The 15432-nt window shown below is 36.3% G+C and carries 13 protein-coding genes and 1 riboswitch; of the genes, 5 read left to right on the top strand and 8 right to left on the bottom strand.

The window, feature by feature from the left end; all coding sequences use genetic code 11:
- Positions 1-11 precede the first annotated feature (11 nt).
- The 3 genes from EHR_RS07005 to EHR_RS06995 form a co-directional block, all read right to left on the bottom strand.
- On the bottom strand, positions 12-482 hold the full coding sequence (locus EHR_RS07005) for a PTS sugar transporter subunit IIB (RefSeq protein ID WP_010737177.1): 471 nt from the start codon (positions 480-482) through the stop codon (positions 12-14).
- Complete coding sequence (locus EHR_RS07000) at positions 479-913, bottom strand: PTS sugar transporter subunit IIA (RefSeq protein WP_014834470.1); 435 nt, start codon at positions 911-913, stop codon at positions 479-481. Before EHR_RS07000 ends, EHR_RS07005 begins: the two co-directional genes overlap by 4 nt.
- 76 nt (positions 914-989) lie before the next feature.
- The gene (locus EHR_RS06995; RefSeq protein ID WP_010737176.1) at positions 990-3758 is read right to left on the bottom strand and encodes a sigma-54-dependent transcriptional regulator; all 2769 of its coding nucleotides are present in this window, start codon (positions 3756-3758) and stop codon (positions 990-992) included.
- A 386-nt stretch (positions 3759-4144) separates the two neighbouring features.
- On the opposite strand from EHR_RS06995, the gene EHR_RS06990 reads away from it, so the two are divergent.
- Entirely contained in the window at positions 4145-5860 is a 1716-nt protein-coding gene (locus EHR_RS06990; RefSeq protein ID WP_010737175.1) for an ABC transporter ATP-binding protein, read from the top strand.
- A gap of 1 nt (position 5861) precedes the next feature.
- Positions 5862-7628 (top strand): ABC transporter ATP-binding protein, encoded by a 1767-nt coding sequence (locus EHR_RS06985; protein WP_010737174.1) that lies wholly within the window; start codon positions 5862-5864, stop codon positions 7626-7628.
- A gap of 283 nt (positions 7629-7911) precedes the next feature.
- Here the strand turns inward: EHR_RS06985 and EHR_RS06980 are convergent, their stop codons facing one another.
- A complete protein-coding gene (locus tag EHR_RS06980) occupies positions 7912-8802 on the bottom strand; it encodes a helix-turn-helix domain-containing protein (protein WP_010737173.1) in 891 nt (296 codons plus the stop codon).
- A 299-nt stretch (positions 8803-9101) separates the two neighbouring features.
- On the opposite strand from EHR_RS06980, the gene EHR_RS14435 reads away from it, so the two are divergent.
- Positions 9102-9944: a hypothetical protein gene (locus EHR_RS14435; RefSeq protein ID WP_010737172.1), complete on the top strand. Its 843-nt coding sequence runs from the start codon at positions 9102-9104 to the stop codon at positions 9942-9944.
- 13 nt (positions 9945-9957) lie between these two features.
- Positions 9958-10389: a thioredoxin family protein gene (locus EHR_RS06970; protein WP_010737171.1), complete on the top strand. Its 432-nt coding sequence runs from the start codon at positions 9958-9960 to the stop codon at positions 10387-10389.
- Between the two features lie 330 nt (positions 10390-10719).
- Here EHR_RS06970 and EHR_RS06960 read toward each other — a convergent pair whose 3' ends face one another.
- Both EHR_RS06960 and mgsA read right to left on the bottom strand, forming a co-directional pair.
- A complete protein-coding gene (locus tag EHR_RS06960; RefSeq protein WP_010737169.1) occupies positions 10720-11256 on the bottom strand; it encodes a folate family ECF transporter S component in 537 nt (178 codons plus the stop codon).
- Positions 11257-11293: 37 nt separating this feature from the next.
- Positions 11294-11392: riboswitch (THF riboswitch) on the bottom strand.
- 155 nt (positions 11393-11547) lie between these two features.
- Positions 11548-11973, bottom strand: coding sequence for a methylglyoxal synthase (gene mgsA / locus EHR_RS06955; protein WP_014834468.1), 426 nt, complete (start codon positions 11971-11973; stop codon positions 11548-11550).
- Between the two features lie 173 nt (positions 11974-12146).
- Between mgsA and EHR_RS06950 the strand changes: the two genes are divergently transcribed.
- Complete coding sequence (locus EHR_RS06950) at positions 12147-13256, top strand: ABC transporter ATP-binding protein (RefSeq protein ID WP_010720765.1); 1110 nt, start codon at positions 12147-12149, stop codon at positions 13254-13256.
- 171 nt (positions 13257-13427) lie between these two features.
- Here EHR_RS06950 and EHR_RS06945 read toward each other — a convergent pair whose 3' ends face one another.
- A complete protein-coding gene (locus tag EHR_RS06945; RefSeq protein ID WP_010720766.1) occupies positions 13428-14054 on the bottom strand; it encodes a hypothetical protein in 627 nt (208 codons plus the stop codon).
- Positions 14055-14760: 706 nt separating this feature from the next.
- Positions 14761-15225, bottom strand: a complete 465-nt coding sequence (locus tag EHR_RS06935; protein WP_010737168.1) for a hypothetical protein — start codon at positions 15223-15225, stop codon at positions 14761-14763.
- Between the last annotated feature and the right edge of the window lie 207 nt (positions 15226-15432).

The following is a 15432-nucleotide window of genomic DNA, read 5'->3' as shown; positions in this document are numbered from 1 at the left end:
TTCTTCCTTTCTCATAAGACTTCCTTTGCTGCTATTTTTTTATCTGCTGGTACTTGACGAATTTCTACTTCTATCCCATCAGCGATCATTTGTTCCAACAATTTTTCTTCTTCAGGTAATACGTTGACCGCTTTACCTAGACTCCGCGTTCCTTCCTTTGCTTTAATCCCACCTAAATTGATTTGCTTGATCTGTGGACAAGCTTTTGCTAATTGATACGCATCTCTCACAGACTCTACTACGATAAATAGTTTATATTTATCCGTTACGCCACTTTGTAATGCAGCGATCGAATCTTCAATCGATTTGATCACTAGTTTCACTCCTTGTGGCTTTGCCAACTTAATGGTTGTTTTGCGTATTTCATTGTTTGGCACATCATCATTTGCGATCAAAATACAATCTGCCCCAATTGATTGTGTCCAAGAAAAAGCGACTTGACCATGCAATAAACGATGATCGACTCTTGTTAAAATAATCATTTCCAATCCCTCCTAAAATTCTTCTTCTTCCATTTTTTTTCGATACTTTCATTACAAAATTGGATCATTTCTTTTGAATCATTCAATACCTGATGGATCAATTCAACGATTGAATCAGCTGTCTCAATTTTTGTGGCAATCTCGATCAACAATGGCAGATTCAAACCAGCAATCAAGTAGATATTCGGTCGGTTAATGTACTGCAAAAATTCATTGTTTACACTGCCACCAAATAAGTCAGTGATGATGATCAACTCTTGCCCTTGATGATCGTTGATCAATTGCTGCACTGATTTTGCTAAATCAAACGTTTCAGTTCCATAGCAATCTAACGCTAGGATCGAATGCGTTTTACCAAAAATAAGTTCCAAAGAATCTAAAATCCCTGAAGCAAAACGTCCATGGGAGGCTAGAATAATTGTTCTTTCCATGTTTCCACCTCTTTCTTACTCTCACTACAAATAAAGCAAGATACGTGCCAACATAGTGGCGGTATCTTGCTTACGATTAAAATTCTTCTTCTGAGCCTATTTTATCCTCTACATTTTCGAGAATATCATAAATATAAGCGACTTCTGATGGTGGGATCGTGACACTATAATGTTCTTCGATGACACTAAATGCTTCTTTGATTCGATCCAAGGTTTCTTTTTGACACTGTAACAACTGTTCTTGACCATGGTAACTTTCAATCGGGATCTGCCTGATCAATCGCTCGATCAAACAACTGACATGGACAAAAAGGGCGATCTTTTGTGGCGTCGTGATGTTCTTATCAAAACGCATCTCCAATTCACGCATAAACAACTCGATTTCTGTCATCACTTTTTCTGTATCAAGGATCGTCACCGACTCCAGTACTTTTTCTAATGAAAAATTTCGGACAAATTGCTGATCAAAGTTAGCTTGTTCTTTCAATGAAAAAATAGGAGCCAGCCATTGAACAAGTTCATCCATTTTCTCTCCTGAAATCAATGACTCTAACGAAAGATATGGCATCGTGTCGATTTGAGGATTCGTTGTCCCAATGATGCCAATCACATCGTACATCGAAAAAACCGATTCCGTTAATTTTCTTTGTGTTAATACTTGGTATTCATAAGGGATGATTTTAAGTGCGCTGTTTGCTGGTAAACTTTTTTCAAGTAGTTCACTCATATGGACAGCCGTTCCGATCCCCGTCATGCAAGTGATCAGTAATGCTTTTTGTTTATTTTTTTGAGGGTAAATGATCGTCCACTCTGCTTCCAAGGAGGCCACCGCTTCCTTGACGATTTCTTCCAGATCAGTCATTTTTTGCATTTTTTCTCCAATACTGATAACTAATGGTGTTGTCACATTATTCAAAATAACGATTGGGGCAAAGACCTGATCTTTGAATAGTTGATGGATTTCTTTTAGCGAGCCCATATCAACTAAAATGATCAGTCCATTAGAGATATCATGACGATTACTGTAATCGATCATTTCATCCGCAATTTGTTGGGGTGTCACATCTAAGGGCATATCAAAGGATTCAAACAGATCATTTCCCAACAGTCGATTAGCGACGTTTGCCATACTACTAGCGGTAGCATAACCATGAGCAGCAATGATTGCTTTAGGCACACTTTGTTCTTTTGTCCATTTCGTCCGTCTCAAATAGATCGTTAATAAAATATGATCTAATAAAGTAACTTCTAAATCTAACTTAGCTTGTGTCAATTCCAAGATCCGATGGGCGTAGTGATAGTTTGCTGGATACATTAGTTCTAACTGGCGGTCTAGTTCCTTGATCAATTGTTCGATTTCTCCATCTTCTGGTAACCACTTTACTGTGCTTCTTTGATAGAGATAATAACTTAGCGCATATACGCTGTTACCATCAAACTTGATCTGATAGGCACTTTCCATTTGTTTTAGCGTTTCTCGAATGGAGTGCAACCAGTAGACTAGTAGTTCATGTTTTTCTTGGCGACTCGTTTCAAAGAGTAAAAAATCAAATAAATAAACGACTTCTTCTTTTAATTTTTCCTCACAGTTACTTACTGTTGCGCCATTTTTCTTAAAGGTCAATAATAGTTGTTCAAAGCAGCGGATCATTCGCTCCTGTTCTGGTTGTCTTTTTTCAACCAAATGAGCTAATTCTTTTTTCTCAGTGATCCACACAGCTGATTGGGCTGGGCTGTCTTGATGGGGAACCTTCAAAAGATATCTTTGTAAATGTTGGAGTTTGATCGATAGGCTCTCTTCCTCTTTTTGTTCAGCGAATGCTTTGGCTACAGCTACTTTTACGCTATTTTTCAATTCACCGATGTTGCCTGAAAAACTTTGGTTCGTCAATAATGACAGCACTTGACCACTCACTTTCATTGGACGCTCGATTTTTCTTTGTTCATTTAAGAAAAAAGAATAAATCAGCTCCAATCGTTCTTCTTTTCCACGAGCACGTAAAGAAGGCAGATCAATCTTAAAAGGAATCCGACGCATAAAAGTGGGCAGAAAATGTTTGGTGACTTCTTCAGTCGTAGCAAAGAAGAGCCGAACATCGACTTTTTTCCCCTGATTCGTTTCTCCCATTCGATAAATAATCCCTTGATCCAGATACGTAAACAATTTTTCTTGTCCTTCAGGGCTAAGTCGATGAACTTCATCTAAAAATAATAATCCCCCATCGGCTGCCTCAAAAGCGCCAACCTTATCTTGTGTCGCACCGGTGTATGCTCCACTGACATATCCAAATAAATTACTCGTCAACAATTCTGGATTGTCGGCATATTGAGCACAATTCAACGTCACGAAAGGCGCATTTTCTGGTAAGAGATCATGTTCTAAACAGTATTGATAAACGATATTGACTAAGAAGCTTTTCCCTGTACCACTTTCTCCAGTTAATAACACAGGTAGCCCACCATCTGGATAAAAAAGAGCTGTTTTGATTTGTTCAATGCTTTCTTTCAGGCTTGCTTCGTGACCGATCACTAAAGAAAAAAGATCTTTACTTCTTGAAAAAATAGGCTGTTCAGCCCTAATTTCTTCAGTTGAGGCATAATACGTTTTACTTAAAGCAAAAAATTGCTGTTCAAAAGCCATTTTATGAAAGTAATAGACCGGACGAGAATTGATCTTAACCAAAATGCCAGCTTCATTTAATTGATTAAGATAATGACTGACCGTATTACGTTTCACTTTAAAGTATGCTGCTAAATATTTCGCTGTAAAAACATCACTTAATTGTGCTAAATCGATAAATGCCGTTTGATTTTCTAAATAATCTTGGATTTCTTCTTTTAACATTCTCTCACCTCTTCTCCATCATAGGAAACGCATTCATTTTGTCAATAGCTATTTTTATCTAAAAAGAAGGAGAAACAAACGAGATTCGTCAATGACTTTTTTTGCTAATTCACTTCAAAGTTTCATTTATGAAAAGGCTTATTCACTTTTCATTCTAAATTTCATAAGATACAATGTGAGAGTACCTACTTATACATAGGAAAGTACTCGTTTAAGAAAAAGGGTCATCAATGTAAAATAGACAGAAATTTCTTTCAACTGACTCCCCTTTCTCTTAAATCCGTGCCTACCGTTTAAGTAGCTAAGAAAGAAATTCGAGAAAATTTATTTGGCTTTTTCTTAAAAATTCTCTTAGCTAATGGTAAATATATTTTAGGAGGAATCATATGATTCAGTTATTGCGTTATGCAAAAGATTACCGTAAACAAATCATTCTGGGTCCCGTTTTTAAATTCTTAGAAGCTGTCTTTGAATTGATTTTGCCATTATTGATGGCCTCATTGATTGATAACGGTCTAAAGATGAATGATCGTGGTGTGATCATCCAAATGGGGATCTGGATGGTCGTGATGTCAGTTGTTGGATTGATTTGTGCGATCATTTGTCAATATTATGCTTCAATAGCTTCACAAGGATTTGGTACTGAGCTTAGAAATCAACTAATCAAGAAAATCAATTCCTTTTCACATAGTGAATTAAATCATTTTGGTACAGATACATTGATCACTCGAATGACGAACGACATCAACCAACTCCAATTAGCATTAGCCATGGTAATCCGTTTATTGATCCGTGCGCCATTTCTAAGTATCGGTTCAGTCGTCATGGCCTTTGTGATTGACTGGGAAATCGGCTTGTTTTTCTTAGCTATCCTACCGATTTTTTCAATCATTTTATACTTTATCATCAAAAAAACAATTCCACTGTACCAAAAAGTCCAAGAAAAACTGGATCGTTTAAATGAAACGGTTAGTCAAAATCTAAGCGGTGTTCGTGTAATTCGGGCATTCTCCCGCACAAAAACAGAAATTGATACTTTTGATGAGGACACCGATGAATTAGCTAAAAACTATTTACGTGTTTCAAACATCTCAGCTCTCTTATCACCGGCTACCACATTGATCATGAATATCGGTATTATTTGTTTATTGACTGTTGGTGGGATCAAAGTCAATATCGGACATTTGCAACAAGGTCAAGTCCTTGCGTTGATCAATTACATGAATCAAATGTTACTGGCATTGATCGTCGTATCTAACCTGGTCGTTATCTTTACCCGGGCCGAAGCTTCAGGTAATCGGGTCAAAGAAGTCCTAGAAACTGACATTACACTGACAGATGCAGAAGATGCCTTGACACCGAATTTCCAATCCGAAAATATCGTTCAATTTGAACATGTCGACTTTCGTTATACTGAAAAATCAGGATTATCTTTACAAGACATTACTTTTGCTTTGAAACGAAACACGGTTTTGGGGATCATTGGACCAACCGGTAGCGGAAAAACAACTTTAACTCAATTGATTCCACGTTTCTATGACGTCAGCGCAGGTTCCGTCGCTTTTGATGACGTGGATGTTCGCTCATGGAAACTTGATCCTTTAAGAAGCCAAATCTCACAAGTTCCTCAAACCGCTGTTCTATTCACTGGAACCATCCGTGAAAACCTTCAATGGGGAAAAGAAGATGCCACAGATGAAGAATGTTGGGAAGCTCTTAGAATTGCTCAAGCAGAAGATTTTGTTCGACAACTTCCTAAAGGATTAGAAACAAAGGTAATGGAAAACGGAAAAAACTTTTCTGGCGGTCAAAAACAACGGCTAACGATTGCACGTGCGTTAATTGCCAAACCTGAATTATTGATTTTAGATGATTCTTTAAGCGCGTTAGATTATCAAACCGATCTTAACTTAAGAAAAGCATTACAAACCTCATTAGATACGACAGTCATTATTATTTCTCAACGAATCCGCTCGATTCAAGAAGCACATAAGATCCTCGTGATGGATCAAGGAAAGATCGTTGCGCAAGGGAAACATGAAGATTTATTGAAGGATTCCGTTGAGTATCGCGAAATCGTCGCATCACAGGAGGAAGAATAAGATGAAAACAAAAAAATTATCCTGGAAAACCCTCAAACGATTCGTTCCTTACCTTACAGCCTATTCAAAAGATATCTGGTTTGCGATCCTTTTAGGGATCATCAACGGGATCGCTACTGTGGTAATGACTTTACAGATTGGTCAAAGTATTGACCAAATGATCGGCGCAGGTCAAGTTCGATTTGCTCAATTGTTCCACCTCTTATTATTATTTGGCGGGATCGTATTGATCAACGTGATCAGTCAATGGCTAATCCAAGTCTTAAGTAATCGCTTGGCTTATCTTTCCGTAGCAAAATTAAGAAAAGATGCCTTTGCACGTTTGAATAAATTACCGCTTCGTTACTATGATCAAAATTCACACGGGAATATCGTTAGTCGTTTTACCAACGATATGGATAATATTTCCATTGCGATCTCTGCGGCGTTTAACCAAATGTTTGCCGGCGTGGCTATCATCGTCTTGTCTTTTATATTTATGTTACGCCTTAGCCCGTTATTGACACTCGTCGTGATTTGCTCCACACCGATCATTTTTCTTGTGAGTTGGATCGTTGCCCGTGCATCACAAAACGACTTTGACAATCAACAAAAGATTATCGGGAATATCTCTGGCTTTGTTACCGAACGGATTGGGAATCAAAAAATCGTCAAAGCCTTTCAACAAGAAGAAATGAATCAACGACAATTCCAAGCATTGAACACTGATCTTTATCAAAAAGGACAACGTGCCCAATTTTCTTCTTCTTTGACGAATCCGTCTTCTCGTTTTGTGGATCACTTAGCTTATCTTTCGATTGGATTAGTTGGTGGTTTACTAGCATTAAGAAGTGGCTCAGCCATTACAGTCGGTGTGATCTCTAGTTTCACGATCTATTCTAGTCAGTTTTCTAAACCGTTTATTGAACTTTCTGGAATCACGACACAGATCCAAACCGCTTTTTCTGGATTAGAACGTGCCTTTGAACTCATCGATCAACCCGAAGAAACGCCAGATGAACCTAATGCTTATGCGTTGAATCCAGCAACAATCAAAGGTGAAGTAGCGTTCAATCATGTATCCTTTTCTTATGAACCAAGTCAACGATTGATCGAAAATTTCAGTTTTGTTGCTAAACCAGGGCAAACGATTGCGATTGTAGGTAAGACTGGTGCTGGTAAATCCACGTTAGTTAACCTGTTGATGCGTTTTTATGATGCGACAGGTGGAACCATTACGATCGACGGGTATGATATTCGAGATATCCAAAGAGATAGCTTGCGAAAAAGCTTTGGTATGGTTTTACAAGATACTTGGCTCTTTGACAGTACGTTAAAAGAAAATCTACAGTATGGCAATCCAGATGCTAGTGATGAAGAAATCAATCAAGCACTCAAAGCTTCGTATATGTATGAATTTGTGGAACGCTTGCCTGAAAAGTTAGCAACAAAAATCGGCGGACAAGGTCTGAAAATCTCTGACGGACAAAGACAATTGTTAACGATCGCCCGTACAATGATCAGCAACCCTCCCATGTTGATCCTAGATGAAGCAACTAGTTCAGTCGATACTTTGACGGAAAAGAAAATTCAAGATGCCTTTTTAACAATGATGGAAGGCAAAACGAGCTTTGTGATTGCCCACCGTTTATCGACAATCAAAAATGCCGATCAAATCTTAGTCATGGAGCAAGGCGCCATCGTTGAGATGGGTACCCACGATGAATTACTACAAAAAGACGGGTACTATCATCAACTATATCAAGCGCAGTTTACTAAAAATAGTTAACTCAATCAAAAAGTAGTTGTAATAAATCAGTGTAACTGTCCCTCAAGAGCTAGTTTTTCACTAACTTTTGTGGGACAGTTATTATTTTATTAGAGAAAAGCATTAAAAGAACCTATTCATTCACTCCTAAAACATGAACAACGTCTTTGCGACATGACTCACTTTATATGTAAATGGTTATCAAAACTATACTTCTTCATAAAAAAACAAAAGCAAAACATTTCATCCCTAGCTCATCTTTAAATAGCTTAGCTGCCCAAAACTTCCTTACTACCAACGGTTTTTATTCTATAATTGAAGGTAAAAGAGAAAGACCATAAAGTCTCTCATATTTTTTTAAAGCTAAAAGAAACTCCTCTTCAAGTTGAGTTGCACCAATTAACCTAATCCCCATAAAAAAATCTGTTAATTGCTTAGGATTAGCTGTACGCTCGACCAAGCTATTCAGTAGCAAATCGTCAAACCTTTCGTGTACCTCTGTTTTTTGTGGTGTCACTAGTCTACCTCGAACCATCTTTAATTTTTCTAGATATTCTTTTGAATAGCCGCTTTCTTTTCTTTCTAGCATTAAAAGAAAGAGAACATGATACAACGTGCAAAGTGAAGAGAGAAAATTTTCGTTATCACCCATTCTTTCTACTTTCGAAGCTTGCATTTGAATAAATTCTGTTGTAAAAAGAAAAGCCAGTGAAGTAAATGTGACTATTTCAAAACGACCATATTCTGCTACTTTTTCTAGATGGTTCATGATCGCTTTGATATAAACCTTATCATGTAGGGTAAACTTTCTTTCATCATTCGGTAGTAAATGCCATTGATAGCCTTTAGCTATTAGATAATTCCGCTTATCAACAATGCTTTTTGTTTTTTTGATATCTAATTCTAAATTTCTTAATCGGTCGTCAATTGGTAACTGGACATCTTCCAATTGACTAAGTAGCTGATTTAACTTTTGTCTTGGATGATTTCCGTTTATTTTATTTAAATAAAATAAACATTCGTCTAACTCAATGTTCATCTTTTTTAAAAAAGCTAATAAAGGAATCAATGGAATCTGATTTTTACCACTTTCGTATTTTACTAAAGATTCTCTAGAAGTTATTTTATGTGCTAACTCTTTTTGAGATAACCCCCTTTCCTTTCGAAATTTACGTAGTAATTCATGAATTTCCATTCGTCGTTCACTTCCTTTTTTAAATTCAATGTGACTATTGATACCATATAAAATAATTTACTCGTTTTCATTCTATACTATGGATACAAGTAATAAAAGCGCTTTAAATAATAGTAAAGGAGAAAATATCAGGAGATTTGTGAATATAGTTATTTGGTGATTATGTTTTATTCACTAAATTGTTATAAAGTGCTTATTTTTACTGCAAAGTACAAAAAAGAAATGTTATGTAAGAATTCACACGACTAAGAGTAACTATTTTTTACTTAAACTGGATCATCGAAAGGAATTAAAAAAATATGTTAAAAAACAAATTCATTATAAGTCTTATTGCTGTTATAACTCTAGCTTCCTTTATCATTCCTAACTTTTCTATGATTGTCAATGCAGAGATGATTCAAGAGACTGACTATGTGCCAATGACACAAACGATTAGTACCTATTTTGAAAGTAATCCAGTGACGGTTCCTGGTATAAATTCGAAAGAAGCTACATCAATCGTTAAAAATATGGTCATTTTGTCTGAAACAGCAAAAGAAATTAGCTCGAAAGAAAAAAACAAACTAATGGACGTATTTTCATCTAAACTTGACTCTACTATTCAATTACATGTTTCAGAAAAATATTTAACATTGGACAATGCTACAGCGTTACAAATTATAAGTGAAAATGGAGAAAATAAAGATTATTATTCATTGACTGTACCAATCACAAATGAACACTATAATCTATTCAGCAGTGTTACGGTAATCTTTGATATGATGTACAACATTAAGGGAGTCCAAGAATCTTTGATCACTCAATCAGAAAAAGATACTTTCGAGATTAGAACATTTTCCAATGGCGAAGAAATGACTCACCAAATTCTTGAAGATAAATTTATACCAAATAATGAATTGAAAAAACAGTTACAAGAAGTTCAAAGGGAGTTTCTTCATTTGAAGCAAGCCCGTGGAATGGCTGAAAAAGCAGCCTGTCTAGCAATTGTTTTAGGAATAAGCCGTGCAGTTGCTAACATCATTGCCCCTACATGTGCTGCTGCTTGTCTTGCAGTTCCATTAGTATGTGCTGCTTGTATAACAGGTTTTGTCGCTCTTGCTGGTGGTGCCATCGGTGGAGTAGTCGCATGTTTTAAATTATAAACTGGTTGTGTTTATGATAAATATTAATCCAAAAAAATTGATGTGTTTCATTTTAATTATTTGTAGTTTACCTACTATTTTATATGTCTATACTCAAATGGCAACATCTAAAGAGGGTTTATATGAAGTGGATAGTATTTCTTTAGAAAAAATAATGAATGGAAAGGATACTTTATTTGTTTATGTAGGGAGACCTACATGCCCCCAATGTAAAGAATTTGAGCCTATTTTGCGAAAAGTACTAAACAACCAGCACCAATCTATGGGATATTATAATACAGATCACGCTCGTAAAGAGAATGAGGATAAGTTGGAAATAATGGCTGACAGCTTAGGAATTAATTCTATCCCGGCCATAATAAAAATTGTGGATGGAAAAGTTATTGATCGAATAATTGGCCTAAAAAATGAAAAAGCAATCGAGGAGTTTATCCTAAATGGCTAAAAAGAATTGGTACAAAGAATTGTTAAAGATATCACTGTGTATAAATATTATTATGACACTTTTCCCTAATTTTAGATCTGGAAGTGCTATTTTCTACTTCAATCTTCAAATTGGGCTTGCCTATTACTATCTTTCATTAACAAAGCCCTCTAAAAGTGTCACAATCCTTTTGACCATCATCAGTAGTATTCTAGGTGGTATGGCCATATATCATCTCTTTCAATCGTTGTTCACTATTTTATAGAAATAAACGTCTCCTTTTTTACAATAAATAAGCAAAAGAAGCAACCTTCTGGGATGGGAAGGTTGCTTCTTTGGTTTCTGAGTTGACTATTTTGCGTAAAGAGTCATACTTCTTAAAATCTTTTTGTATGGAATACTACGTCCGACGTAATACATCGCAATGGTTTGAATAGGAATCCAAACGACTGTTTTTAATAACCTTGGTGCCCAGACGATCCAACTAAATAATGGAACGTGATACATCATCGCTAGCCACAAAGGAGTCAATAGCAAATTAATGATCAGCGTGACCGAAAGTGTAGCTAATAGCGAATTTTTCCAAGTAATCTCTTTTCGATAAAAAAAGAAACCATAAATTGCTCCTTCAATAAAGGCATTCAAAGTAAAACCAATGAAGAAAGCTGTTTTTGAAAATAACGCCATTCCTACTAAGTCAGCTAATACACCCCCAATTCCAGACCAAAACGGGCCAAATAAAATCCCCATGATCATTTGTGGAATAAATGTGACACTGATCTTCACAAAAGGGGTTTCGATCGATACCAAACGGGATAAAGTGACCATCAAAGCAATCAACAATCCCATGATAGCGATCATGCGTGCGTCTAACCGATTTTTCTTCATTTCTTAGCATCTCCTTTAAGAGCTGCTACATCCTACATGCAGCGAATGCGAAAATAAAACCGCGAACAACTTGTCCTTCGTCAAAGAGGCAACATCCCATCCTCTCAGCACTTAACGCTTTATTTTCTACTCTGTTTATTTTTGGGAAGTCATTCCCAGCAAAACTATAGCATAGATCACACACGACTGTAAATAAAAAAACATACATTCCCGAATAAAAAGTAATTCATGTTCGTGAAAAATCACACATTCAACGAACATAAATGGACGATCAATAGCAAATAACGAATTTTATTCCAGAGACAACGGTCGATTTTCTAACTCATGAACTACAGTACGGAAATCCAGAAAGCCAGCTTCTAGTCCTCGCAACAGTACTTCTGCTGTTCCAATATTGGTCGCTAAAGGAATTTCGTAAACATCCGATAAGCGGATCAGTGCAGTCACATCCGGTTCATGAGGCTGTGCAGCCAACGGATCTCGCAGAAAAATCACGAGGTCTAATTGATCTTCTGAGATCATTGCACCAATTTGTTGGTCACCACCTAAAGGACCGGATTTAAAGCGATGGACTTTTAAGCCAGTTGCTTCGGTGATTTTACCACCTGTTGTCCCAGTTGCGAATAATTCATGTTTTTCCAGGATTGCCTTATAGGCGGTTGTCAACTTGATCATCAAGGGCTTTTTGCGGTCATGAGCAATTAAAGCAATTTTCATATTGATCATCCTTTCCTCTCTCAACATCTTGTTCCTACTCTATTCTACCTCAAGGTGTAGCATATTGCCCAAAAAGACAATCAATTCTTGTTCAAGTTGCCATTGATCATAGATAACGCTTTCATTTATACTTAATTCAACATTAAAACTAAACAGAAAGCGTGGAATGAATCATGGTAGAAATGGCACTGAAACATGTATACAAACAATATGACAACGCAGAAAATTATTCCGTAACGGATTTTAACTTAGCAATCGATGATCGTGAATTTATTGTCTTTGTTGGACCTTCTGGTTGTGGAAAATCAACTACATTAAGAATGATTGCTGGGCTAGAAGATATCTCGGAAGGAGAATTAAGCATCGGCGGTAAAGTAATGAACGATGTAGCACCAAAAGATCGTGATATCGCTATGGTATTCCAGAACTATGCGTTATACCCACACATGACTGTATTTGACAATATGGCTTTTGGGTTGAAGTTGAGAAAGTATGACAAAGCAGATATCAAAAAACGGGTAGAAAATGCTGCTGAAATTTTAGGGCTTACTGAATATTTGAAACGTAAACCTGCTGCTCTCTCAGGTGGCCAACGTCAACGGGTTGCTTTAGGACGTGCCATCGTTCGTGATGCAAAAGTTTTCTTGATGGATGAACCATTATCAAACTTAGATGCAAAATTACGGGTAGCGATGCGTGCTGAGATTGCCAAACTCCATCAACGTTTAGAAACGACAACCATCTATGTAACCCATGACCAAACAGAAGCAATGACGATGGCAGATCGTATCGTTATCATGAAAGATGGCTTTATCCAACAGATCGGTACGCCAAAAGAAGTGTATGACACACCAGTCAATATGTTCGTCGCAGGCTTTATCGGTTCACCCGCAATGAACTTCTTCAATGTCACTTTAAACAATGGGGTAATCAGTGACGGTCATGGCTTAAAATTAAAAATCCCTGAAGGAAAAAACAAAGTCTTAGTTGAAAAAGGCTATGAAGGAAAAGAAGTTGTTTTTGGTATTCGCCCAGAAGATATCCACAGTGAACAAGTGGTGTTAGAAGCACAACCCGAAGCAGTTGTTCATTCAGAAGTTGTTGTATCAGAATTGTTAGGTGCAGAAACCATGCTTTATACCCGAACAGGTACAACTGAATTTATTTCAAAAGTCGATGCACGTGACTTCCATAAACCAGGGGAAATGGTCGACTTAGCATTCAATATCAGCAAAGGACATTTCTTTGACAAATCAACTGAAGAAGTGATCGGATTGCCATAAAAATTAAAAAATCAGCTTTTGATGTAAATTTTGGCAGAAACTATGCCAAAAGCTAGAACTATAACAAATAAGCCGAAAATGCTGTGTTCATACACAGCACTTTCGGCTTATTCATTTTAAAGGAGTTATCTCTAGTTAAAGAGGAAAAACTGATTGATAATGGTACTTTTTTCAAGCCATTTTCTTGATTGATTTCGTTGAAGGTGTCTTCTGACTTACTTGCTTAGCTTTAGTGAAAACTGGAATATCAAAGTATTTGCTCAATGTTCCGGCTACAAAATAAGCAATATTGTAATCGACTAAACTATGGATCAATCCACCAATTCCCATTAGGATAAAGACTGTATAAAAATAGCCTTCAGAATAATAAGTTTCTGGCATGTTCCCTACAAAGAAAAAGACACTAACCACTAACATTTCCGCAATCGAATGAATGATACCTATCACAAAATTGAAACTTTGGAAGCGCCAGTTGGCTAAAGTAAATTGGCCATTTTTTAAAACGATTTCTGGTTTCTTTTGCAAATACCAAGAACCAATCACAGCAAAAATCAAATGAGATAATGCACGCAGCGCAATAATTACTGGTGTGGTCAAAAAGAAGCCAAATGTTGTACCCAAAGCAACGGTAATCGCAATTCCTGGTGAAAAAAACATCGCAATAAATATTGGTACATGAGAAGCCAAAGTAAAAGAAGCAGGTGGAATCATGATTTTTGGCATAACCATTGGAATAATAACCCCCATAGCTATCAACAAGGCAGAAATAGTCAGGGATCGTACTGATTTTTTTTTCATTTTTTTCTCTCCTAATGTGTCTTGACACCTTTATGATGTCTTATTTTAACTTTAACAACAAGATGTGTCAAGACACATCAATCAGAAAAATGTTGAATGAGCCTTTTTCATGTATTCAATTATCCGACACCAGATAAAGTAAATTTTGAATGAAGCTTATACAAGAAATATGTTTTAAACTACAGTCTCTGCTAGCTACATCCTCTCCTTCAATTTTTGTCTATATAGATGAAAGATAAATACAAAAAAGAAGTACGCCCTATGTACATATCAACAACAATATTTCCTGGAACCCTATTTAGCCCCAGTATCATTCTAATTCCCTACCCTAAGGTATACACACTAAAACAACGAGATACACTGGGCTCACCCTCTTGAAGTATAGTCCATTTTAATGGTTGCTGATTTTAATACAAAAATAAACCCGTCCACCCTCACTGAAGTTTATGACAGGTTTATTTTTGGTTGTTTTACTTCAATCAAAAAAATTTTTTTCTTTTTTATAAGGATAGCTCCACCAAAACAACAGTATGAACACGATAAAAAAAATTACTTTTAAATAGACAGGAACATCCCTGAAATAAACTCTTATTGTTTTTCCAAAATCATCATGAATGAATAATCTAATGAAATTAGATACACAAAAAAATAGTGTCAGTCCCCAAAAAATCAGTCTCTTTGTTCCTTTCATTTTCTTACACTCATCCTATAAGAAAATGAAGCTAGCAGTCTTAACAATCCAATGAGCTGCGGTTCTATTCCACCCATGATTCACTAACCAATTTTCTGCACCTTGTTCTAAATTATCTTGCCATTCGAATAAGTAATTAGTAACATCACTTACCGTTTTTTCACCTGTTTTAGCTACTAACCATTTGGCTATCTTTTTAATGACGGCAATTTTCCAGCGAGGAGTTGGTTGTCTATCGGACTCGTATTTTTCTTTTAATATTTGTAATTGCTCCACTTGGGATAAGTGAGCACCGGATACTAATCGTTCAAATTCTGCTTTCTTTTCATTTGATAAATCGTTGTAGTATTTATCAAATTCGTTTGTGGCGGTAAAGTTCGTAGCTTTTTCTGAAGCAAATACATTGGTAACAGGGACAATTGATCCGCCAACGGTAATCAATGTTAACCCCAAAACAATCGATTGGTTCATTTTGTTCATTAACTCACCCTTCTTTCTCCTTAGTAATCAAAATAAGTTCTAAAAATTCATCGTGTTCATTTATGATTATAGTATCGTTTTATTCTAAAAAAATTTATTTTCATAAGAAACTATTTTTCGGTCTAAACCGTTAGCCATTCTTAAATACATGAACGATTATGATCTTAAACTGAGATTACAGGAATCGGGTTACAGTAGTCATTTACT

The organism is Enterococcus hirae ATCC 9790 (genome assembly GCF_000271405.2).
Classification (GTDB): domain Bacteria; phylum Bacillota; class Bacilli; order Lactobacillales; family Enterococcaceae; genus Enterococcus_B; species Enterococcus_B hirae.
Note: the sequence above shows the minus strand (reverse complement) of the source record. Positions and strands in the feature narration are given on the sequence as shown.